Consider the following 21106-nt stretch of genomic DNA (forward strand, 5'->3'; position numbering starts at 1 on the left):
CAAGCGAGGCGCGCTCCGAGCGCGCTCTCTTTATGTGTACACCGTATGTGAATTAGGGAGGGAGAAACATGGATACGATTATGAATGCATTTCCATATTTAATGGATGGTTTGCAAACCACTTTATATATCTTTGTTGTTGCTATCATTTTAGGATTTATCATCGGTTTAATTGTGGCATTATTCCGCCTGTCACCATTTAAAATCTTGAATTTCATCGCACTCGTTTTTGTAAATGCCATTCGAGGTACGCCGTTTATCGTACAGCTATTCTTCATTTATTTTGGTTTGAATACACTTGAATTCATTTCGCTTGATCGAGTGCCGGCAGGGATTATTACAGTAGCGATTAATGCGGGGGCTTATTTCTCAGAAATTATTCGTGCAGGGATTCAGTCCATTGATAAAGGACAAACAGAAGCCGCACGCTCTCTAGGTTTTACAGGGGGACAAAACATGCGCTTTATTGTCCTGCCGCAGGCATTTCGCCGGATGCTTCCAGCGATTACAAACCAAGCCATCATCAGCTTGAAAGATACGTCCCTCTTATCTATTATCGGGATCGCCGATATTATGCAGCGAGGACAAGTTCAAGCATCGGCCACATTTGATCCTTTAAATGTCTGGCTCATTGTCGGTGTCATTTATTTCGTGATCATTTATTTACTTTCTCTACTGGCTAGCTATGCAGAAAGGAGATTTGATATCAAATGAGTATGATTACGGTGAAAAATTTAAAGAAATCCTTTGGTGAAAACGAAGTCTTAAAGGATATGAATGCAGTCATTGAGGAAAAGGAGGTAGTGTGTGTCATTGGTCCCTCTGGATCAGGAAAAAGCACGTTTCTAAGATGTCTTAATAAATTAGAGGATATTACTGCTGGAGAAGTCGTTGTTCACGGACATACGATTACAGACCCAAAGGTCAACATCAATAAAGTACGACAAGAAGTGGGCATGGTATTTCAGCACTTTCATTTATTTCCTCATAAAACGGTTTTAGAAAATATCACGATCGCACCAATTAAGGTAAATGGTGTCGAAAAAAAGGCAGCAGTCGATAAAGCCATAGACTTGCTTGAAAAGGTCGGCTTAAAAGACAAAGCCAGAAGCTACCCTAACCAATTATCTGGTGGACAAAAACAGCGTGTCGCCATTGCAAGAGCCTTGGCGATGGACCCGAAAGTGCTATTATTCGATGAACCGACATCGGCACTTGACCCTGAGGTCGTTGGAGACGTATTAGCTGTTATGAAACAATTAGCAGTCGAAGGCATGACGATGATTGTGGTCACACATGAAATGGGCTTTGCAAGAGAGGTAGGAGACCGCGTGATCTTTATGGATGGCGGATATATCGTCGAAGAAGACAAACCGGAAGCACTCTTTGGAAACCCGCAGCATGAGCGTACAAAATCATTCCTTAGCAAGGTGCTATAAAAAAAGAGTAAGAGCAGATATCATGCTCTTACTCTTTTTCTTTTGTGGAAAAATAGAGACACGTGATTAGAATGAACAAACCGATGCTCACACTGCCTACAACGATGCGTTGTTCAATAAATAAATTAAGAAGTGCAATGATGGCAAGGAAGATGGCTCCAATAAAAGGTAATGCCCGTTTTATTTGTATCTTCATATATGTTAAAAACCCCCAATTATGTTATATTATATGATATACATATTTTATTATAATGATAAATAAGATAAAAGGAGTGTTTTCTAAAAGAAATGAGGAAATTTGTTGTTTTATCTTTAGTTTTTTCTTTGTGCGGTTGCATTTTTAATCGTGAAATAAAAGCTTCCGATCAGATAAATGTTGATGTGAAGGATTTTAATTCAGTTAAAGCAATCTTGCAAACAATTGAAGAAATACCTGAGTATATGATAAGCAATGATGGCGAAAAAACTGCTAGATGGATAGAAGAAAATTCGGGAATTAAAACGATAATTCAAGGTGATACACTTACATTCGATCTGAATCAATTGAAAGAAATAAGTGTTAAAAATATTAATATTCCCGCATGTGTTGGTGCTATAGGAGTAGCGATTCTTTCTAATGGTATACCTATTTCAAAAATTTTGAAGCTAAAGAAAGCTATTGATATGTTTGGAGGGACAATAAAACTTGTGGAATCAATTAAATATTTTTATGATAAATATAGAAAACAAGGTTCCTCAAGGAAAGTGGCTTTAAAAAAGGCGAGCCAAAAAGTGTCAAATCAGGTCGATAAAAACCTGAGACCTGCTCTATTAGATTTTTTTAATATCTCTGCTGTTATAGGTGCGTGTACTTAAAAATAGATTAGGCAAAAACAATTGGTGTTTTTGCCTATCAAAGTTTTCAATTGATCAACAAGCATTTCCTAGGAAATATTAGCGCTGGAAGAATTCAATCCATTCTTGATCTGGTCCTCTGAAAAAGAAGTAGCAATATCCATTTGGCAATGTTGTGATTTCCTCATCTATTAATTCAATTTGCAGCTTTTGAATACGGTTGAATTCAGCATGAATATTGTCTGTTGTGAAGGCGAGGTGGTGGACCTTTCCTTCAGATGGCAGGTCACTGCTGTAGCCCTGAATGAGCTCAATTTCCGTTTCTGCTTCGTCTTTGAATCCAAGAAATGCAAGCTCAATCACTCCGTTTGTATGAGTGATCCGATCCTTTAATTTCATGCCCACAACTTTTTCATAAAAATCAATGGACTGATCAATATTCGTGACCATAATACCTGTATGATCTAAGCGTAATGTCGTCAAAAGAAGAGCCTCCTCTATGTCATATTGATATTTTTCTCCTCATCTTATCATAATAGAAGTAACGTATACATTCATATGGTAGGATAGAGAGAGTCAATTTAGGATAAGGATGACACAAATGAAAAAAATCTCATTAAAACAAACATTTGCAGAACAAGTGAAAAAGGGATATCCGCTCATTTCAAAAGATGCTGTATCGCGTGTGAACGGTGTGCAGGAAGGCGAGCTCATTGAATGGGTGGATGAAAGAGGCTCCTTTTTAGGAAAAGGGTATTATGGTGTGCAAAATAAAGGAATCGGCTGGGTGCTTTCCTTTGATGCGAACGAAAAAATAGATCAGGCCTTTTTTGTCTCTAAGCTTGAGCAGGCAGCGAAAAGTAGAACGCATTTATTTCGTGATACGCAGACGACTGCTTTTCGTGTGTTCAATGGAGAAGGTGATGGAATTGGTGGAATCATCATTGATTATTATGACGGATTCTATCTCATCCAATGGTATAGCGAAGGTGTTTATACATTAAAAGCAGATGTATTGGCTGCGCTTGAGCAGGTATATCCAGACTATAAAGGAATTTATGAAAAGAAACGCTTTGATACGTCTGGACAATACATTGAGGATGATGATTTTGTGAAGGGAGAGAAAGGGGACTTTCCTCTCATCGTGAAAGAAAACGGTATGAACGTGGCGGTTTACTTAAATGATGGCGCTATGACAGGTATTTTCCTTGATCAGCGTCATGTGAGAAAAGCAATCCGAGATCGTTATGCAAAAGGAAAGACTGTGCTCAATACATTTTCTTACACAGGCGCTTTCTCGGTGGCAGCAGCGATTGGCGGAGCGAGCCGTACGACAAGTGTGGATGTCGCAAACCGCAGCTTGAAAAAAACATCCGAGCAGTTTGACGTCAATGGAATTGATGTGGACGGACAGGATATCAAAGTCATGGACGTATTTAAATACTTCCCATTTGCAGCGAAGAAGGGATGGACCTATGATCTAGTCATCTTAGACCCGCCTTCCTTTGCACGAACGAAAAAACACACATTCAGTGCAGCGAAGGATTATAAAAAGCTATTAAAAGAAGCCATCCAAATCACGGCTGAGAACGGCGTCATTGTGGCATCAACCAATAGCAGTGCATTTGGAATGAAAAAATTTAAAGGATTTATTGCTGATGCCTTTAAAGAATCTGGACAAACGTATCGTATCCTCGAAGAGTATACCCTTCCCGAGGATTTCCGTACAACTAAGAATTATCCTGAAGGAAACTATTTGAAGGTTGTCTTCATTCAAGCATAAGAAAAAGCCATTTTCCGATCAGCGGAAATGGCTTTTTTTATAAGGCGAACGACATGAGGATAGGCGCTGCACATAATGTAATAATGGCGGAAATAATCATCGATACACTTGAGATTGTACCTGAGACAGAGCTTAATTCAAAGGCTTTCGATGTTCCTGCCCCGTGTGCACCTGTACCAAGCAGGACGCCCATTGCAATGTCATTATCAATGCGGAAATAACGGATGACCATTGGACCGATGATCGAACCGAACAGTGCCGTTAAAATGACGAATACAGCCGTAACGGACGGCATGCCGCCGATCATTTCTGACACACTCATTGCCACTGGTGTTGTGACCGACCTTGGGACAAGGCTCTCAATAAGGCTTGTGTCCAAATGAAACAATTTGGCGATAAATGCCGTTGATAAGATGGCAATGACAGAACCGCAAGCCACATTCAAAATAATTTCCACTGCATGCTTCTTCAGAATGTGAAAATACTTATATAAAGGAATGGCAAAAGCAACAGTCGCAGGCTGAAGCATATTCGTGAGCCATTTCCCGCCTTGATTATAAGCATCGTAAGGAATGTTTACGATTAACAGCAGGGCCACAAGGACAAGCGGAGTCACAAGTAACGGGGAAACATAGACTTTCGGATGCCGTTTGTACACCGCTTTTGATCCGAGATATAAAAGAACCGTTAAGATCAGAAATAGTCCGCCAACTAACATAGCTTTTTTCGCTCCTTTCTTTTCGCAATCATTTGCGTCATCATGCCAGTCGAGAGCATGACCACAAAGGTACTAAGTAAGACGACAAGGACAATACTTGTGCCAGATTGAGAAAGCAGTTTTCCATAATCAATCACACCTACTGCTGACGGGATAAAGAAGAGCAGCAGTTCTCCGAGCAGCCATACGGCGCCAAGTTCAATCCATTTTAATTTAATGATGTTAAAATGAAGTAATAAGAAAATGACAAGAATGCCTAAGATCGTGCCCGGAATTCTTAAATGCAAAAAGGCCGCCAGCACATTCATCAATTTCGCAAAAACAAATAAAGCCATAATCTGAAGGGTAGCAATCAGCGGCGTTTTGAGCAATTGCACTTTCTGTTCACTCCTTTTTCTATATAAATTGTTCACTGTTTCACAAAAACATGACAACGTTCTTATTGATGAGCTTACTTTAAAGTGTACAGCACGTTCTGTTATAGGTAAAATACATATATCGAATAGTTATTATTCCTTTTGTCTATAGAAAGGATGAGCCATGTGGACATCAGACATTTAACATATTTTTTAGAAGTGGCAAGGTTAAAGAGCTTCACGAAAGCATCGCAATCCCTTTATGTGTCGCAGCCGACCATTTCCAAGATGGTCAAAAACCTGGAGGATGAGCTGGGGGTGCAGTTGTTCTACCGAAATGGTCGGCAGGTTGAAATGACAGATGCTGGACAAACGATGTATACACAGGCGAGTGAAATCACCCAATCATTTCAGAATTTAACGAGTGAATTAAATGATTTAATGAATGTCAAAAAAGGGCATATCCGCATCGGACTGCCGCCGATGATTGGATCGAGTTTTTTCCCAAATGTCATGGGAGAATTCCGCCAGCAGTATCCAGATGTCACATTTCAATTGGTGGAGCACGGCTCCATTAAAGTTGAGGAAGGCGTCGAGGATGGGTCGTTAGATATTGGTGTCATTGTTCTGCCTGCAAATGATAAAATTTTTCATACGTACACCATTATTAAAGAGAACATGAAGCTTGTGACGCATCCATCGCATCCGATGGCAGGGCGTGATGAGGTGCATTTAGCTGATTTGAATGAAGAGTCTTTTATTTTCTTTAGAGAAGATTTTGTTCTGCACAGCCGAATATTGAATGAATGTATGAATGCAGGGTTCCGGCCAAATGTCATTTATGAAACGTCTCAATGGGATTTCATTAGTGAAATGGTAGCCGAGAACCTTGGGATCGGGCTTCTCCCTGAACGGATCTGCCGAGATCTTGATCCTGAAAAGGTGAAGGTTATTTCCTTACACCCATCTATCCCATGGCATTTGGGTGTTATTTGGCGAAAGGACCGCTATTTGTCCTTTGCAGCAAGAGAATGGTTAAAGCATACTAAATCCTATGTTTGGGATGCAGAGTAAAAGGGAGGACGATACTGATGAAAATAAGCTGCGCGTCTCATCTATTGGAGAAGGTTCGAGCGGAAAATCCACTTGTCCATAATATCACCAATCAAGTCGTGACGAACTTTACAGCGAATGGCCTGCTTGCTTTAGGTGCTTCTCCGGTCATGGCAAATGCCAAAGAGGAGGTCGCCGAAATGGCGCAATTAGCGGATGCACTTGTACTCAATATTGGCACACTGACAAAGGACACTGTGGAGGCTATGGTCATCGCAGGACAAGCGGCCAATGAGAAAGGTGTACCTGTTCTATTAGATCCTGTTGGGGCAGGTGCGACAACGTTTCGAACGAGAGCGGCGAAACAGCTGTTACAGCAAGTAAAGATATCCGTTGTGAGAGGAAATGCTGCTGAAATCGCTCATTTACTCGGAGTGGATGGCTGGCAGTCAAAAGGCGTTGATGCGAAAGAGACGAATGGGGATGTATCTGCATTAGCGAAGCAAGCGGCAAAAGTATTTCAGACCGTTGTGGTGATTACAGGAAAAGTCGATGTGGTGTCAGATGGAGATGAGGTGCTGTCCATTCATAATGGACATGAATGGCTGACAAAGGTGACAGGGACTGGCTGTTTACTCACATCTGTCATCGGCGCATTCTGTGCAACGGATGAACTGCCGCTTCATGCGTCGGCAGCTGCTCTGCTGTTTTATGGTGTCGCAGCTGAAAAGGCAGCTCAGCAGACAAAAGGGAGTGGACCAGGAACCTTTCAAATAGAATTGTTAAACGCATTATCAAACACAAATAGCGATGATGTGATCACGGTGGGGAAAATAGGGGGAGTTTCGCATGACAAAGGCTGATCAACAGCAAATCAAACAGCAATTATCGGTTTATTTTATTATGGGAACAACGAATACAAGCAGGCATCCGCTTGATGTCGTGAAAGAAGCCATTCAAGGCGGGATCACCATGTTTCAATTTCGTGAAAAGGGTGAAGGAGCCCTGCAAGGTGAAGAGAAGAAGCAATTGGCGAGGGACATACAAGCCCTGTGCCAAGAAGCGAATGTCCCTTTTATCGTAAATGATGATGTACAGCTAGCGATAGATCTTGATGCAGATGGTGTCCATGTTGGTCAGGAAGATACAAATGCACAAGACGTGCGTCAGAGGATCGGAAATAAACTATTAGGCGTGTCCACTCATCATATAGATGAAGTGAAACAAGCGATGAAGGACGGGGCAGATTATGTCGGGATGGGTCCGGTCTACCCAACAGAGACGAAAAAGGATACACGCAGTGTCCAAGGTGTGTCTTTGATCACCGAAGTACGTCGTCATGGTCTTCATATTCCGATTGTTGGGATTGGCGGCATCACATATGAAAATGCTTCACCAGTCATACAAGCAGGAGCAGATGGCATTAGCATCATTAGCGCCATTAGCCAAAGCACGGATCCAAAAAAAGCAGCAGAAGAACTAAAATCACTTGTTGTATCAGAAAAAGCATCTCTTTAACCTGTAGAAGACATGAATGACTCAATTCATGTCTCAGCGTGTAGACAAACCCTCGCATTCGTTGTCAGTCCTGCACGCTGGTGCTCACGAATGTTCAATTCGCTCCGCAAAAGCAGCTGTCTTTCCTAGACTTCAAGGGTTTTCTTTCACACGCTGAAAAGAAGACAAAAGGCTAAAATAAAGATCATTTTAGCCCTTTGTCAACAATCTGAAAGCCGGCTCAATAGCCGGCTTCTTTTATTGGTCTAAAGAATATGCCTCAATGGCTTCTTCAGCAGATGTTTCTTTATCAAAAATAAGGTGGCGACTGTACACTTCACTTAAGTGTAGTGGTTCTTCTTCTAAGCTATCTACAAGCTCAAAGATATCTAGGACGGCTGCTAACTTTGTGGTTGTTTGTCCACCATCCGCATTATCAAAGGTGTCTTTTGGAAAGCTGTGTTTTACTATTTCCTTCACTTTACGGCGGTTTTTTGCTCTAACCAAGATGATTCGTTCTTCAAAGATCTTATCTGATCTAACACTTGGTGATGAGATGGATTCGAATAATAATTTTGCAGAATAAATTCTACGCATATGTGATCTCACGTCTTTCTTGTAGGCGTTTTTTGACTGTTATTGATGTGTTTAACCTAAGAGTACTCTATATAAAAGGTGAATACCTCCAGAGCCTAAAATAATTTCCAATATGTGTTTAAAATGATAACATAGGAATGACTTCATTTGGGAGAATATGTGTCCACAAATACGATCCATAATGGGGAGGGGATATGAATGAAGAGTATCTTTGATAACAGAGGGGAAGATCATGAAATTCTGTTGATCATCATTGCATGCTGCTCTTTGATCACGTTTAGAAGAATTGCTAGATTAGAAAGGTATAAAAATAAATTAAAGGGTCAATTTAAACCGTATTGAGACCTGTTTTTAAATAGAAAGAACACAAAAAAGCCGGCTGTTGAGCCGGCTTTTCCTTATGAATCAGTATCCATATGCATGCCTGTATGTGCCTTTACTTGAATTTCTGTAAAGGTCTCTTCATCTGCTTTTTCAGAGGAGAAAATGGTGCCTAAGTAAGCGGCAAGGAATCCAAGTGGGATAGAGATAATCCCTGGGTTCGACAGCGGGATGAGCGGCTCGCCTGTGAAGATGGCTGCTCCCGATGGGTCCCAGACGCTTGGGCTGAGCGATACGATGATGAGTGCGCTCAGAAGACCTGTTAAGCTCCCTGCAATGGCGCCAGTGGAGTTGAATCGTTTCCAAAAGACAGTGAAGATAATCAATGGTAAATTCGCACTTGCTGCAACTGCGAAGGCTAGAGACACGAGAAAAGCAACGTTTAAGGACTGGGCAAATAACGCAAGGGCGATGGAGAGGATGGACACGCCAATTGAAGCAAAGCGTGCGGCCTTGACCTGTTCTCGTTCACTCGCTTTCCCTTTGCGGATGATCTGACTATAAAAATCATGGGCAAAAGCAGATGCGGCGGATAATACGAGTCCTGTCACCACAGCTAATATGGTCGCAAAGGCGATTGCGGAAACAAAGGCAAATAAGAAATCTCCTCCAAGGGCTTGTGCGAGCAGAGGTGCGGCCATGTTCCCTGCTGCATCGGCTGCTGTGATCGCTTCTGATCCGACAAAGGCAGCGGCACCGAAGCCAAGGAAAACTGTCATTAAATAAAAAATCCCAATGATCCAAGTGGCTGAAAGGACAGATTTTCGCGCGGAAATGGCATCCTTTACCGTATAAAAACGGATCAAAATATGTGGCAAACCGGCCGTACCAAGCACTAGGGCAAGGTTCAGAGACAGGGTTTCCAATGGCACATCATATTTATTCCCCGGATGTAGGAACGACTCGCCGAGCGGGGTCGCTGTTTTCATCTGCTCGAACATCTTCAGCAGACTAAAATCAAACTTTGCAAACACAAGCAGTGAAATGATCAAGGTTCCAAGCATGAGGAGAACGGCTTTTGTGATTTGTACCCAGCTGGTAGCAATCATGCCGCCAAACACCACATAAATGGTCATCAAGACACCCACGATCAACACGGCGATCCAATAATCAATGCCAAGAAGCAGTTTAATCAATGCGCCTGCTCCAACAAGCTGTGCAATCATATAAAAAGTAGATACCGTGATCGTGTTAAAGGCAGCAACCCCTCGAATGGCAGGCCGTTTGAATCGTGCAGCAATCATATCTGCCATCGTATATTTCCCTAGATTTCGAAGCGGTTCGGCCACAACGTAAAGAACGACAAGATACGCCACCAGAAAACCAATGCTATAGAAAAAACCGTCAAATCCATTTAACGCGATCATTCCGGCAATTCCTAAAAATGATGCAGCGGACATATAATCGCCTGCGATGGCAAGACCGTTCTGAAACCCTGTCAGACCTCCGCCTGCTGTGTAAAAATCACTCGCGCTGCTTGTTTTCTTCGCAGCAAAATATGTGATGACCAATGTGAGCCCTACGATCGCTACGAATAAAATAAAAGCGGTCATGCTCATTCGTCATCACCTCTCGATTCATTTTTTAAAGCGCTTACATATTTGTCGAACTGAGCCGCTTTTTTCGCATAAAGTCCACATAAAACCCATGTCATGACAAATTGTGTGAGGGCGAATAACCAAGCCCATGAGATAGCACCAATTGCCGGTGTGTTCAAAAAGGTGAAGTAGGATGTAGCAACCGGAAGTGAAAAGTAAAAGAGAAAAAAGAAAATCGTCATCGGTACGATAAATCTGCGTTTTTCCTCAAGAAGTTTTCGAAAATCCTCTGAAGCGGCAACCTTCTTATAATGAACTTTTTTGTCTGCCATTGTTTCCTCCTTTGTACGAATTAGGGACAAGGTACTCCAATGCATATGAGACGATCTGGTTGTTTATGACAGTATAGCATAAAAAAGGCACCCGAAAAGGGTGCTCAGCGTGTAGACAAACCCTCGCATTCGTTGTCAGTCCTGCGCGCTGGTGCTCACGAATGTCAAATTCGCTCCGCGCCAGTGCTCGTTCTTCCTAGACTTCAAAGGTTTTCTATCACGCTGAAAAGAAGACAAAGGGCTAAAATAAAGTTCATTTTAGCCCTTTATCAACAATCTGGGCACCCGAAAAGGGTGCTTTCTACCGATAATTCGCAAGAAATGTTTGTCTCGCTTTTTCATATGCTTCTGCATCAAAATGATCTCCGCATTTGTGTATACACCAAGGCTCTTCTTGTCTAGCGATCCCGACCTCATATCCTTGCTTCACGAATTCAAAAGACTGCGATACATCATAGAAGTGAAAGCCGTCAAAGAGATCATCACGCCACCTAATATCATGTTGAGTCGCCATGAAGAGACCGTCAATAGCCGAAGCTTTGATATAATCTTGGGTCTCCGCTTGTTGACGACCCGATTCAAACGAAAGCAGCTGATAGGTGTCGTGCCGATATTCAATCACTTTCCCCCTACAATCCTGGCTTTCCCACCAAATCGCATTGTCAGGCACACTTTCTGCACCTATCACCCCAAGCAGGCCAAGTGACGGATTTTGCAAAAAAAGGGGGATGAGCTCGAGGAGCATATGCTGTTTGACGATCAGTGTATCTTGATGAAGATATATTTTAAACTGAGCAGGATGAGCGAAGGCTTCATTATATCCAGAGGCCATACTGGATGCCTGTCTAATCGGCAAGACCTCCACATGATAACCATGCGGAGCAGGAAGTGAAGCGAGCTGCTGGAAGCAAGCTTGAAACATCGACTCATCATTCACACATAAAACAAATAGGATAGTGGGGTTACTCATTGAATTGAACCGCCTCAACCACATATTGATAGGCTGTAGCTGCTTCGTTAAAATCAAAACGGATGCCGTGCTTCACGAGTAATTCATGTAAATCATTCATCACACTCGCATAGGAAGGGTGCTGTACGCGAATGGCTTCAAGTTCGCGAATGCGAAAATCCGCTGAATGAAAGAGTGCATGAATTTCGTGAAGGGTAAAGAAACGTAAATGGGTTTGATCCATTAACCCTGCATCTGTATAAGAAAATCTGCCGGCTAGTAATTCTAAAACCGTTGAAATATGGCCGATATTCGGAATGGATGACAGGATGGCACCTTCTTTTTTAAGGAAGGGTTTGACCTTTTTTAAAACAGCCCACGGGTCCAATAAATGTTCGAGTACGTCTCCGAAAATGATGCAGTCAAATTGTTCATGTTGATAAGGGAGAGCCATCTGTTCAATATTGCCGCATAGAACATGATCTAGCTCCTGCTCAGCCTGCTTTGCTGCATTCTCAAAAGATTCAATCCCGTAAATGGTCCGGTCCTTTTGTTTAAGGATTTTTCCAAGCTTGCCTGTGCCGCATCCGATATCCAAAATAGACGTCCATTCCTCACGAATACGGCTGACGATGACAGGGTTTACACCGTGATAATACTGATCCTTTTTTTGGTGATAATAGGAAAGGGAATCTGAACTCATGCACTACCCACCTTTCTTTTTTCTCGATGTTCTCATGCTTACTATATGGGTGGGAAGCTTGGTTTTATAATAAGAGATGGGCAATTTTCATGAATGGCAGCTAAAAAGAGATCATATAAAGAACGGGAAACGGACTGTCCTCCTAATATAGAAAGACAGAACCCCATTGAGTGGAAGGGATTGGTATAAAGAGGTGTTCAATTATTGTAGCGTATCGTCATGAAAGGATTTTCAAAAGGTCAATTGAAAGGTCAGAACTTTTAGCCAAAGCAGTCTGAAAGACAAAGGATAACGGCGTTGATTTACGGTTTGTTTATCATCTTCTGATCACCGTTGGATGTTAAAAAAGCTTGTATTTCTTCGATGCCTAGTCCAATTTTTTTCGCTTCCTGAATCAAATAAACCCACTCTTCGTCAACTCTTCTTTTCACTTGCGTATCCATAATATCCTCCAGTTCAATAAGACATATTCATCTGCAACCAATGACTTGAACAAACCGTCTAGTAACTGTACGTGTGTGTGAAAACAGCACAAATTAGATTTTTGCCGAAAAATGATGACATTTAACCTATTTTGTAAAAACTATCACCTACCACGTTCCTAAAAAAATGACTAAAAAACCCAAAATTATTGATTTCTTATTTCTAATAATAAACAATTGTAAAGTCAGTTAAAAGATTATAAATTAAAATAATGATAAAGACCTAAATCATTTGACTCATATAAACCGATTAGGTTGTCATATGCCATCAATTAGAACAAATTTCATCTTTGCAGGACGTACATATTGTTCGTTTGGGAAGTTCTTCTCAAGATGGTATTCTAAAAGAAACAGAAACCACCAAGAAGGAATGAAGAAAGACATGTATAGCCTTTTTCAAAAGTATCAAGAAGTTGTCATGTATCTTGTTATGGGTGTGTGCACAACCATTGTCAATATAGTCAGCTTCTATTTATTCGTTGAGATGTTTTCCATGGATTATAAAACAGCAACGGTTGTTTCATGGGTATTTGCTGTTCTCTTTGCTTATATCACCAATAAGAAGTATGTCTTCAAGCAAAAGGCTCGTGACACAAAAAGTCTTATGCGTGAGCTTTCTTCATTTTTTAGTGTCCGTCTCATGTCTCTAGGTGTAGATCTAGGGCTGATGATTTTATTTGTGAGCCAAATGGCGCTCAATGAAACTGTCGCAAAAATTCTTGTCAACTTTGTGATTGTGGTGGTCAATTATGTCGCCAGTAAATGGTTCGTCTTTAAGAAAACAAAAGAAGATGCGATTTAACACATGAAAAAAGATAGGTGATGTGAAATGAGCAGCAGGCCAGACGCATTATATGATGCCATATATCAACAAACAGAAAAGCAGCATGAACAAGTGCTGAGGCTGGTCAAAGAAATGACCGCACATCCAGAAGCGTTTTCAGAACAAGAAAAGGAAAAGATCAACCGCATGGACATTGCGCTTCAAACGGCAACAGACATTTTAGAAAACTTAATGACCCCTGACACGCAAATGACCATTGTTTTAAGACAAGGGAGAATTCGTGTTGATCTGACGAAAGCGTAAAAGAAGCAGCCAATTGAAAGCGGCTGCTTTTTATTATGCATCGCTTGTTTCCCGCAATTGCTTTGGAGACATGCCGATTTTTTTTCGAAAGACTTTATTCAAGTAATTCGCATTTCGGTAGCCGCACTGTATGGCGATTTCTTCAATCGAATATTTCGTTGTTTTCAGTAACGTTTCCGCCTTTTCTAATCGAATATTGGTTAAGTAGTGAATCGGTGTGAAGCCAGTTGCCTTTTTGAATTCCCTCGTAAAATGACTTTTGGATAAACGTGCCGCAGCTGCCATATCGTCTGGGCCAATTTCCTCGTGAAAATGATGGCTTGCAAACAAGGCTGCTTGGACGATGGGCTCAGGCCATTTCTCCATTTGTCCCTCAAGCTTTGGCAAATATGAATACAGTTCCATGACAAATTGATAAGCAAGGCTAGACCCCTCAAATGGATTGGTAATCCGTCTTTCACTGGCTTCATCATAAATTTTCTTCAGCAGGCGGATCGGTTTTGAATTTGGATGAAAACGCATGACCTGCTTTCCTTGATCCATAAATTGATCAAAGCAAAGATCGCAGGCTTCCCCGTAAAGCGTCAAATATAGAAATTCCCAATGCTCACTGTCCTCTGGAAAATAATATTGATAGGCACTTGGGCTTTTCACGAGAAAGGCCTGCCCCGGCAATACTTTGAATCGCTTCTGTCCGATTTCAATCATGCCATGTCCAGACAGTGTGAGCTGAAAGATGCACTTGCCCTGATCCTTCCGCTCTACGCCATTCCAGCTGTATAACGAAGATGATTGAACTTCCCAGCCAACAGACCATATTTGCGCTGGCAATGTAACATCAGAATGGTGAAAACGAAATGCAAATGCTTCCTTCTTCAAATTGGAAATCCCCCTTCACAGCAAAAAACAACCTTTTTCTATTTTGAATCATGGTACACCTCATATCACATCGTACCATTCCACAGCAAAAAAAGGGTATTTTTTAACGGTTTTTTTACCATTGAACTTCCGCTGTTGAGGCAACTAAAATAAGATTATCAGAAGAGAAAAGGGGAATGGATATGATCGATAGGTTACGCGCAGCATTTCACCAGCAATTTGGAGATAAAGAAGAACTTCGTTATTTTTTCGCCCCAGGGAGGGTGAATCTGATTGGTGAACATACCGATTACAATGGAGGTCATGTCTTCCCTTGCGCGCTCACTCTCGGTACGTATGCTGCCGGTGCAAAACGGTCAGATGGACGCGTCAGAATGTATTCCTTAAACTTTGAAGAAGATGGTGTGAAAGAATTCGACCTTTTTGAAATCGCTTACGCAGAATCGGACGGCTGGGCGAACTACCCAAAGGGAGTGTTCAATCAGTTTATAGAAGCAGGTATGGATATCAAAGAAGGCTTTGATATCGTGTACGGCGGCAATATTCCAAATGGTGCAGGGCTGTCCTCATCTGCCTCCATTGAGCTCGTCACAGCTGTCTTGATCAATGAATGGTCTTCATTCGGCACATCACATGTTGATCTTGCCCTTCTTTCGCAGCGTGCAGAAAATGACTTCATTGGCGTCAATTGCGGCATTATGGATCAGTTTTCGATTGCCCTCGGAAAAGAAGATCACGCCATTTTACTCAATTGTTCCACCCTTGCCTTTGAATACAGTCCGTTTCGGCAAGAGGGGCTGGCGCTTGTGATTGCGAATACAAACAAAAAGCGGACACTGGCAGACTCCAAATACAATGAACGCCGGTCAGAGTGTCAATCTGCTTTAAACGACCTTAGAAAAGAAATGGACATTGCGCATTTATGTGAGCTCACTGCGGGAGAATTTGCCCAGCATGCCCACTTGATTCAAGATGACACGTGCCGCCAACGTGCAAGACATGTGGTGACGGAAAACGAGCGGACCATGAAAGCAGTAAATTTTCTGAAAGATGATAAAATGGAAGAACTAGGTGCTCTCATGAAGGCTTCTCATCTTTCTTTAAAGAATGATTATGAAGTGACTGGACTTGAACTAGATGCACTTGCTGAAGCTGCTTGGCTTCATCCTGGGACGATAGGCTCTCGTATGACAGGAGCAGGTTTTGGCGGCTGCACGATCAGCATTGTGAAAGAAGAGCTGCTGGACTCATTTATAGAAGAAACAGGTGCGATGTATCAAGAAAAAACGGGCATTCAAGCCTCCTTTTACACAGCTGGAATTGGAGGCGGCGCAAGAGAATTAACGAAGGAGGAAGATTGATGACAATTTTAGTTTGTGGAGGAGCAGGTTTCATTGGCAGTCATGCGGTAGCGGCTCTTTTAGATAAAGGCGAACAAGTGGTGGTAGTTGATAATTTGCAGACAGGTCATAAAGAAGCTGTTGTAGAGGGATCTGTATTAGAAGAAGGAGATTTAAGAGATCAAGCTTTTTTAAGACGGGTTTTTCAAACGCATCAAATTGAAGCGGTGATGCACTTTGCAGCAGATTCACTTGTTGGTGAGAGTGTGACGGACCCGCTCAAGTACTATGACAACAACGTCGGAGGGGCAACGGCTTTACTTCAGGTGATGAATGAATTTGATGTGAAGCACATCGTATTTTCTTCAACCGCTGCCGCGTACGGTGAACCAAAGCGTGTGCCGATTGTTGAAACGGATGAGACGAACCCGACGAATCCTTATGGAGAAACGAAACTAGCGATTGAAAAAATGTTGAAGTGGTCTGAGCAAGCATATGGCCTGGAATACGTTGTGCTTCGCTATTTTAATGTAGCCGGTGCTCATACAGAAGGGCTTGTCGGTGAAGATCATCAGCCTGAGACACATCTGATTCCGATTATTCTTCAAGTTGCTTTAGGAAAACGGGATCAGATCATGATTTACGGTGATGATTATGAGACAGAGGACGGCACGTGCATCAGAGATTACATTCATGTCATGGATTTAGTTGAGGCGCACATCTTAGCCGTTGATCGTCTGCGTGCAGGAAAGGGAAGTGCGACATACAACTTAGGAAATGGCACAGGCTTCTCTGTGAAGCAGGTCGTAGAAGCCGTAAGGGAAGTAACGGGGCATGCCATCCCGGCACAGGTGGTCAAAAGACGTGCGGGAGATCCGGCAAAGCTGATTGCTTCTTCTGAAAAGGCACTGCAAGAATTGGGCTGGAAGCCTCAATATGCAGATCTTCACACCATCATTCAAAGTGCGTGGGATTGGTTTCAGAAACATCCAGAAGGCTACCAAAGTGAATAAAGCATAACAGGCAGGCAAGAGAGGGGACAGAGGGAATGGCGATTGATATTTTTGAAAAGCTGGAACAGCTGATTCAATACGGGATCAATAAAGAGCTGATATCACCACTAGATATCGATTATACAAGGAATCGACTGCTTGAGGTGCTTGGGCTCGATGACGCTGAAACAAGGACGGTCTCAGCTGGAAACGACCTTGAAGACATCTTAATGCCGATACTTGATTGGGCAGTAGAAACAGGCCTTATTCCTGAGGGGACGGATACGTATCGTGATTTACTAGATGCAAAAATCATGGGCTGCTTGGTGGCGCCTCCAAGTGTTATCTATGCGAAGTTTGAAGAGAAACGCAAGCATGAAGGACCAAGGGCTGCCACAAGCTGGTTCTATGAGATGCAGCAGCATGCACATTATATTCATACAGGCAGAATCGCCAAAAATGTGCAGTGGTTTACAACAACAGATGATGGTGTGCTGGAAATCACTATTAATCTATCGAAACCGGAAAAGGATCCAAAAGCGATCGCTGAAGCCAAGAAGCTCAGTCAAAAGCAATATCCTCTTTGTCTGCTTTGTAAAGAAAACGTTGGGTTTGGGGGGCGGATCAATCATCCAGCGAGACAGAACCACCGGATTATCCCTGTCACGCTCACAGACGAATCGTGGTTTCTGCAATTTTCACCTTATGTGTATTACAACGAGCATTGTATTGTGTTCAAGGGCGAACACGAGCCGATGAACATCACAAAAAAGACCTTTGAACGTCTGCTTTCCTTCATATCTATATACTCGCACTATTTCATTGGATCGAACGCCGACCTTCCTATTGTTGGAGGCAGTATATTAAGCCATGACCATTTTCAAGGCGGTGCTCATGAATTTCCGATGGCGAAAGCAGAGATGGAAGACGTCTTTTCAATCAAAGCGTTTCCAAATGTGAGGGCTGGCATTGTAAAATGGCCGATGTCTGTGATTCGGCTTCAAAGTAACGACCGGCAAACGCTCGCCGGCGCAGCGGACTTTATCTTAAACAAGTGGAAAATGTATTCAGATGAAGAAGTGGGGCTGATCGCTCATACAGGAGAGACTCCGCACAATACCATTACACCGATCGCACGCCGCCATGGGGATGACTATGAATTAGATCTAGTGCTGCGTAATAACCGTACAGACGAACAGCACCCAGACGGGATCTTCCACCCGCACGAAGAAGTCCATCATATTAAAAAAGAGAATATCGGGTTAATTGAAGTGATGGGTCTTGCCGTCCTTCCTGGCAGATTAGCTGAGGAATTAAGCCAGTTAAAAGCGGCGCTGCTATCCAAAAAACCACTTGAAGAAATCAAAGCCCGCCCTGCAATCACGAAGCACGAAACATGGGCGAAGCGCCTGCTTGAAGAGAACATCTTCACAGAGGACAATACAGAAGCCATTTTACAAAAAGAAATCGGCTATATTTTTTCTCGAATTCTCTCGCAGGCGGGTGTGTTTAAAAGAACCGAGCAAGGGAAAACAGCTTTTAAACGTTTCATTCAAACACTCCATACAGGCAGGTGATTAGATGATTGAACAGGTAAGAACCTTAATGGAAGAAAAACAACTCGACGGTGTCCTGATCCGAAAGAGAAATAACTTCTCCTGGCTCACAGGAGGAAGAAGGAATCACATTGTGTTAAATACGCCAGAGGGCGTGTGTCAGCTGCTCGTGTTGAAAGACGACATTGTCCTGATTGTGAATCAAATGGAAGAAAAGCGGATCATTGAAGAAGAAATGGCGTATTTCGACCATCCCTTTCAAGTGGTCACAATGGATTGGTATGAGGATGATGCCCCCTACATTCACACACTCACAAAAGGCAAACGAATAGGGGCAGACATTCAAATGGAAGGGTTTGAGTGGATCGAGCCAGATTTGTCGCACGTTCGATCGATCCTTTCGGCATCACAGCTCAGTCAATATGAAACCCTTTGCCATGAAACAGCTGTTATTGTAGAGAGTGTCTGTAAAGAAATCGTTCCAGGGCAAACGGAGCATGAAATCGCTTCGCTTGTCGCCCAAAAAGCGATTGCGCAAGGCATGACGATTGAAGTGCTGCTCGTGGCAACAGATGACCGTATCCATCAATACCGTCATCCGACTCCAACAGAAAAGGCGCTTCAAAAGCATGCACTTGTTGTGCTTTGTGCTGAACGGCACGGACTCGTGGCCAATGTGACAAGATCCGTTTACTTTGGTCAGCTTCCGAAGGAGCTTGAAGAAAACAAGGAACGGCTTGCGCGAATTGACACGGTCATGAATGCGGCCACCCGTCCCGGAAAAACCATTGGAGATGTACTGAAGGCAGGAATTGTTCAGTACGAAAAAGAAGGATTTTCAGATAGTTGGAAAAAACTTCACCAAGGGGGAAAGACTGGCTTTGTATCTAGAGAAATCATTGCCGTTCCCTCATCGAAGGAGGAGGTTCAGCTTCATCAAGTGTTCACCTGGAATCCTTCATTGCCTGGACTGAAATCAGAGGATACGATGGTAGTAGAAAAAGAGAAGAATCGCTTTTTAACCTATACGGGCAAGTGGACGTACATTGACATCGAGCATGAAGGGGACATCTATAGACGACCTGACATCTTGGTAAGAGATGAATAAATGCAGGATGCCGGCGATGAGCCGGTTTTTTGCTGGAAGTCTTTAGTGAGATTCCACTTATTCATCAGCATTACCAATTGTTACAGCGCACAGACTGAAGATCGATCCTTTCTTTTCTTGTGAACTTGCGTTAAAATGAGTAAGGTTTTTGTTAAATGTGGGGATACCTATCTCGAAATTGTTTACCTAGATAAAATTTCATTAAGTTAAATTGAAATTTGACCAAACTTTTTTATTGTGGTAAACCTAAATTTGACAAAGTTCTAGATTGTATGTCCTTTGCCTTCAACTCTCAACTTTTCAAATTCCTGTAAATTTATTGTGTATGCAATAATATAAATTTATGTCGAATTTATGACATTTTAATAGAAATCTGTTGAAAAATAAATGAACTTTTGAAAAAAGGGAAGCTAACTCCTACAGATTTTGATAGCATTACAAAGGGAAGAAAAGTTTTCGAAGGCAGATGGCTTTTCACAATTATTCAGCAATTTATACATTATCTAAGGAAGGATGGTGATCTTCTTGTTCAGAGCCATTAAACCTATGCTTTTATTAGCGATGCTCGTGAGTGTTTTTGTATTAGGAGGTTGCAGCAATATCGCTGTTTTAGATCCTAAAGGACCTGTCGCAGCACAACAAAAAGACTTAATCCTTTTATCTATCGGATTTATGCTCTTTATCGTTGGCGCGGTATTTGTACTGTTTACCATCATTTTGGTTAAATACCGTGAGCGTAAGGACGTTGGAAACGCCTCTTATAACCCAGAAATACACGGGAATACGCTTCTAGAAGTTGTCTGGACAGTGATCCCAATATTAATCGTTGCTGCCCTTTCAGTTCCAACTGTCAAAACAATTTACTCTTTGGAAGAGGCACCTCAAGCAACAAGCCATAAAGATCCACTTGTCATTTATGCTACAGCAGTTGATTGGAAATGGATCTTTAGTTATCCAGAGGAAAATATTGAAACAGTGAACTACTTAAACATTCCAAAAGAACAGCCGATTTTATTCAAAATCACTTCCGCTGATACAATGGCATCACTATGGATTCCTCAGCTAGGCGGGGAGAAGTATGCGATGGCTGGAATGGAAATGGAACAGTATCTTCAAGCTGATGAAGTAGGCACATACGAAGGAAGAAACGCCAACTTCACAGGTGAGGGCTTTGCTCAGCAAAAATTCAAAGTCAATGCGATGACGCAGTCTGACTATGATAAATGGGTAAACAAAACGAAAAAAGAAGCACCAAAGTTAACGAAAAAAACGTATGACATCCTGATGCTTCCTGATGCAGCAGATGTGCAGACATTCTCATCAACACATTTATCTTTTGCGAAGCATGGAGAGGACTCTGAATATGCACTCCAAGCACGCAAACGTTTAGGTTATCAATCAGTTTCTCCGCATTCCAAAACAGATCCTTTCGAGAATGTGAAGAACTATAAAAGAAAACTAGATAGTGAATAAACTGACTAAG

At 42.2% G+C, this 21106-nt stretch carries 26 protein-coding genes; 15 read left to right on the forward strand and 11 right to left on the reverse strand.

What is annotated here, in order from left to right:
• The first annotated feature begins 68 nt into the window (after nt 1-68).
• On the forward strand, nt 69-713 hold the full coding sequence (locus ACSLGF_RS06420; RefSeq protein ID WP_099682311.1) for an amino acid ABC transporter permease: 645 nt from the start codon (nt 69-71) through the stop codon (nt 711-713).
• Entirely contained in the window at nt 710-1438 is a 729-nt protein-coding gene (locus tag ACSLGF_RS06425; RefSeq protein ID WP_456003530.1) for an amino acid ABC transporter ATP-binding protein, read from the forward strand. Before ACSLGF_RS06420 ends, ACSLGF_RS06425 begins: the two co-directional genes overlap by 4 nt.
• A gap of 28 nt (nt 1439-1466) precedes the next feature.
• On the opposite strand, the gene ACSLGF_RS06430 is transcribed toward ACSLGF_RS06425, so the two are convergent.
• Complete coding sequence (locus tag ACSLGF_RS06430) at nt 1467-1634, reverse strand: hypothetical protein (RefSeq protein WP_456003533.1); 168 nt, start codon at nt 1632-1634, stop codon at nt 1467-1469.
• A 92-nt stretch (nt 1635-1726) separates the two neighbouring features.
• On the opposite strand from ACSLGF_RS06430, the gene ACSLGF_RS06435 reads away from it, so the two are divergent.
• Complete coding sequence (locus ACSLGF_RS06435; RefSeq protein ID WP_456003536.1) at nt 1727-2293, forward strand: hypothetical protein; 567 nt, start codon at nt 1727-1729, stop codon at nt 2291-2293.
• Nucleotides 2294-2371: 78 nt separating this feature from the next.
• Here the strand turns inward: ACSLGF_RS06435 and ACSLGF_RS06440 are convergent, their stop codons facing one another.
• A complete protein-coding gene (locus ACSLGF_RS06440) occupies nt 2372-2755 on the reverse strand; it encodes a VOC family protein (RefSeq protein ID WP_008345541.1) in 384 nt (127 codons plus the stop codon).
• Between the two features lie 118 nt (nt 2756-2873).
• Here ACSLGF_RS06440 and ACSLGF_RS06445 point away from each other — a divergent pair, with 118 nt between their 5' ends.
• Nucleotides 2874-4055: a class I SAM-dependent rRNA methyltransferase gene (locus ACSLGF_RS06445; protein WP_456003539.1), complete on the forward strand. Its 1182-nt coding sequence runs from the start codon at nt 2874-2876 to the stop codon at nt 4053-4055.
• Between the two features lie 37 nt (nt 4056-4092).
• Here the strand turns inward: ACSLGF_RS06445 and ACSLGF_RS06450 are convergent, their stop codons facing one another.
• Together ACSLGF_RS06450 and ACSLGF_RS06455 are read right to left on the reverse strand one after the other, a co-directional pair.
• A complete protein-coding gene (locus tag ACSLGF_RS06450) occupies nt 4093-4773 on the reverse strand; it encodes a CidB/LrgB family autolysis modulator (protein ID WP_456003541.1) in 681 nt (226 codons plus the stop codon).
• Nucleotides 4767-5150 (reverse strand): CidA/LrgA family holin-like protein, encoded by a 384-nt coding sequence (locus ACSLGF_RS06455; protein ID WP_099728039.1) that lies wholly within the window; start codon nt 5148-5150, stop codon nt 4767-4769. Before ACSLGF_RS06455 ends, ACSLGF_RS06450 begins: the two co-directional genes overlap by 7 nt.
• A 165-nt stretch (nt 5151-5315) precedes the next feature.
• Between ACSLGF_RS06455 and cidR the strand changes: the two genes are divergently transcribed.
• The 3 genes from cidR to thiE are packed head-to-tail and all read left to right on the forward strand — an operon-like array spanning nt 5316 to nt 7700.
• Nucleotides 5316-6203 carry a cidABC operon transcriptional activator CidR gene (gene cidR / locus ACSLGF_RS06460; protein WP_456003544.1) on the forward strand — a complete coding sequence of 296 codons (888 nt, stop codon included), beginning with the start codon at nt 5316-5318 and terminating at the stop codon, nt 6201-6203.
• A 17-nt stretch (nt 6204-6220) separates the two neighbouring features.
• Nucleotides 6221-7045 (forward strand): hydroxyethylthiazole kinase, encoded by an 825-nt coding sequence (gene thiM, locus ACSLGF_RS06465; protein WP_456003547.1) that lies wholly within the window; start codon nt 6221-6223, stop codon nt 7043-7045.
• A complete protein-coding gene (gene thiE / locus ACSLGF_RS06470) occupies nt 7032-7700 on the forward strand; it encodes a thiamine phosphate synthase (protein ID WP_456003550.1) in 669 nt (222 codons plus the stop codon). The genes thiM and thiE overlap by 14 nt, the downstream gene beginning before the upstream one ends.
• A gap of 237 nt (nt 7701-7937) precedes the next feature.
• On the opposite strand, the gene ACSLGF_RS06475 is transcribed toward thiE, so the two are convergent.
• A complete protein-coding gene (locus ACSLGF_RS06475) occupies nt 7938-8276 on the reverse strand; it encodes a DUF4288 domain-containing protein (protein WP_456003553.1) in 339 nt (112 codons plus the stop codon).
• 198 nt (nt 8277-8474) lie between these two features.
• Between ACSLGF_RS06475 and ACSLGF_RS06480 the strand changes: the two genes are divergently transcribed.
• On the forward strand, nt 8475-8618 hold the full coding sequence (locus tag ACSLGF_RS06480) for a hypothetical protein (protein WP_456003556.1): 144 nt from the start codon (nt 8475-8477) through the stop codon (nt 8616-8618).
• Between the two features lie 56 nt (nt 8619-8674).
• Here ACSLGF_RS06480 and ACSLGF_RS06485 read toward each other — a convergent pair whose 3' ends face one another.
• The 5 genes from ACSLGF_RS06485 to ACSLGF_RS06505 form a co-directional block, all read right to left on the reverse strand.
• Nucleotides 8675-10216, reverse strand: coding sequence for a solute symporter family protein (locus tag ACSLGF_RS06485; protein WP_456003559.1), 1542 nt, complete (start codon nt 10214-10216; stop codon nt 8675-8677).
• On the reverse strand, nt 10213-10527 hold the full coding sequence (locus tag ACSLGF_RS06490) for a DUF485 domain-containing protein (RefSeq protein ID WP_256499105.1): 315 nt from the start codon (nt 10525-10527) through the stop codon (nt 10213-10215). The genes ACSLGF_RS06485 and ACSLGF_RS06490 overlap by 4 nt, the downstream gene beginning before the upstream one ends.
• A gap of 301 nt (nt 10528-10828) precedes the next feature.
• Complete coding sequence (locus tag ACSLGF_RS06495) at nt 10829-11497, reverse strand: glycosyltransferase family protein (protein WP_456003561.1); 669 nt, start codon at nt 11495-11497, stop codon at nt 10829-10831.
• The gene (locus ACSLGF_RS06500) at nt 11490-12179 is read right to left on the reverse strand and encodes a class I SAM-dependent methyltransferase (protein WP_456003564.1); all 690 of its coding nucleotides are present in this window, start codon (nt 12177-12179) and stop codon (nt 11490-11492) included. The genes ACSLGF_RS06495 and ACSLGF_RS06500 overlap by 8 nt, the downstream gene beginning before the upstream one ends.
• A 302-nt stretch (nt 12180-12481) precedes the next feature.
• On the reverse strand, nt 12482-12622 hold the full coding sequence (locus ACSLGF_RS06505) for an anti-repressor SinI family protein (protein WP_008345506.1): 141 nt from the start codon (nt 12620-12622) through the stop codon (nt 12482-12484).
• Nucleotides 12623-13079: 457 nt separating this feature from the next.
• Between ACSLGF_RS06505 and ACSLGF_RS06510 the strand changes: the two genes are divergently transcribed.
• Nucleotides 13080-13463 (forward strand): GtrA family protein, encoded by a 384-nt coding sequence (locus ACSLGF_RS06510; RefSeq protein ID WP_012011676.1) that lies wholly within the window; start codon nt 13080-13082, stop codon nt 13461-13463.
• 27 nt (nt 13464-13490) lie between these two features.
• Nucleotides 13491-13748: a hypothetical protein gene (locus tag ACSLGF_RS06515; protein ID WP_456003567.1), complete on the forward strand. Its 258-nt coding sequence runs from the start codon at nt 13491-13493 to the stop codon at nt 13746-13748.
• 33 nt (nt 13749-13781) lie between these two features.
• On the opposite strand, the gene ACSLGF_RS06520 is transcribed toward ACSLGF_RS06515, so the two are convergent.
• Nucleotides 13782-14627 carry a helix-turn-helix domain-containing protein gene (locus ACSLGF_RS06520; protein WP_456003569.1) on the reverse strand — a complete coding sequence of 282 codons (846 nt, stop codon included), beginning with the start codon at nt 14625-14627 and terminating at the stop codon, nt 13782-13784.
• A 182-nt stretch (nt 14628-14809) separates the two neighbouring features.
• On the opposite strand from ACSLGF_RS06520, the gene ACSLGF_RS06525 reads away from it, so the two are divergent.
• From ACSLGF_RS06525 to qoxA, 5 genes are all read left to right on the forward strand, one after another.
• Nucleotides 14810-15988, forward strand: a complete 1179-nt coding sequence (locus ACSLGF_RS06525; protein WP_456003571.1) for a galactokinase — start codon at nt 14810-14812, stop codon at nt 15986-15988.
• On the forward strand, nt 15988-16980 hold the full coding sequence (gene galE / locus ACSLGF_RS06530; protein ID WP_456003573.1) for a UDP-glucose 4-epimerase GalE: 993 nt from the start codon (nt 15988-15990) through the stop codon (nt 16978-16980). The genes ACSLGF_RS06525 and galE overlap by 1 nt, the downstream gene beginning before the upstream one ends.
• 35 nt (nt 16981-17015) lie before the next feature.
• The gene (gene galT, locus ACSLGF_RS06535) at nt 17016-18536 is read left to right on the forward strand and encodes a UDP-glucose--hexose-1-phosphate uridylyltransferase (protein WP_456003576.1); all 1521 of its coding nucleotides are present in this window, start codon (nt 17016-17018) and stop codon (nt 18534-18536) included.
• A 4-nt stretch (nt 18537-18540) separates the two neighbouring features.
• The gene (locus ACSLGF_RS06540; protein WP_456003578.1) at nt 18541-19623 is read left to right on the forward strand and encodes a M24 family metallopeptidase; all 1083 of its coding nucleotides are present in this window, start codon (nt 18541-18543) and stop codon (nt 19621-19623) included.
• A gap of 516 nt (nt 19624-20139) precedes the next feature.
• Nucleotides 20140-21096 (forward strand): cytochrome aa3 quinol oxidase subunit II, encoded by a 957-nt coding sequence (qoxA, locus tag ACSLGF_RS06545; RefSeq protein WP_456003768.1) that lies wholly within the window; start codon nt 20140-20142, stop codon nt 21094-21096.
• Nucleotides 21097-21106: the final 10 nt, after the last annotated feature.

It is taken from the genome of Bacillus sp. A015 (assembly GCF_053851875.1).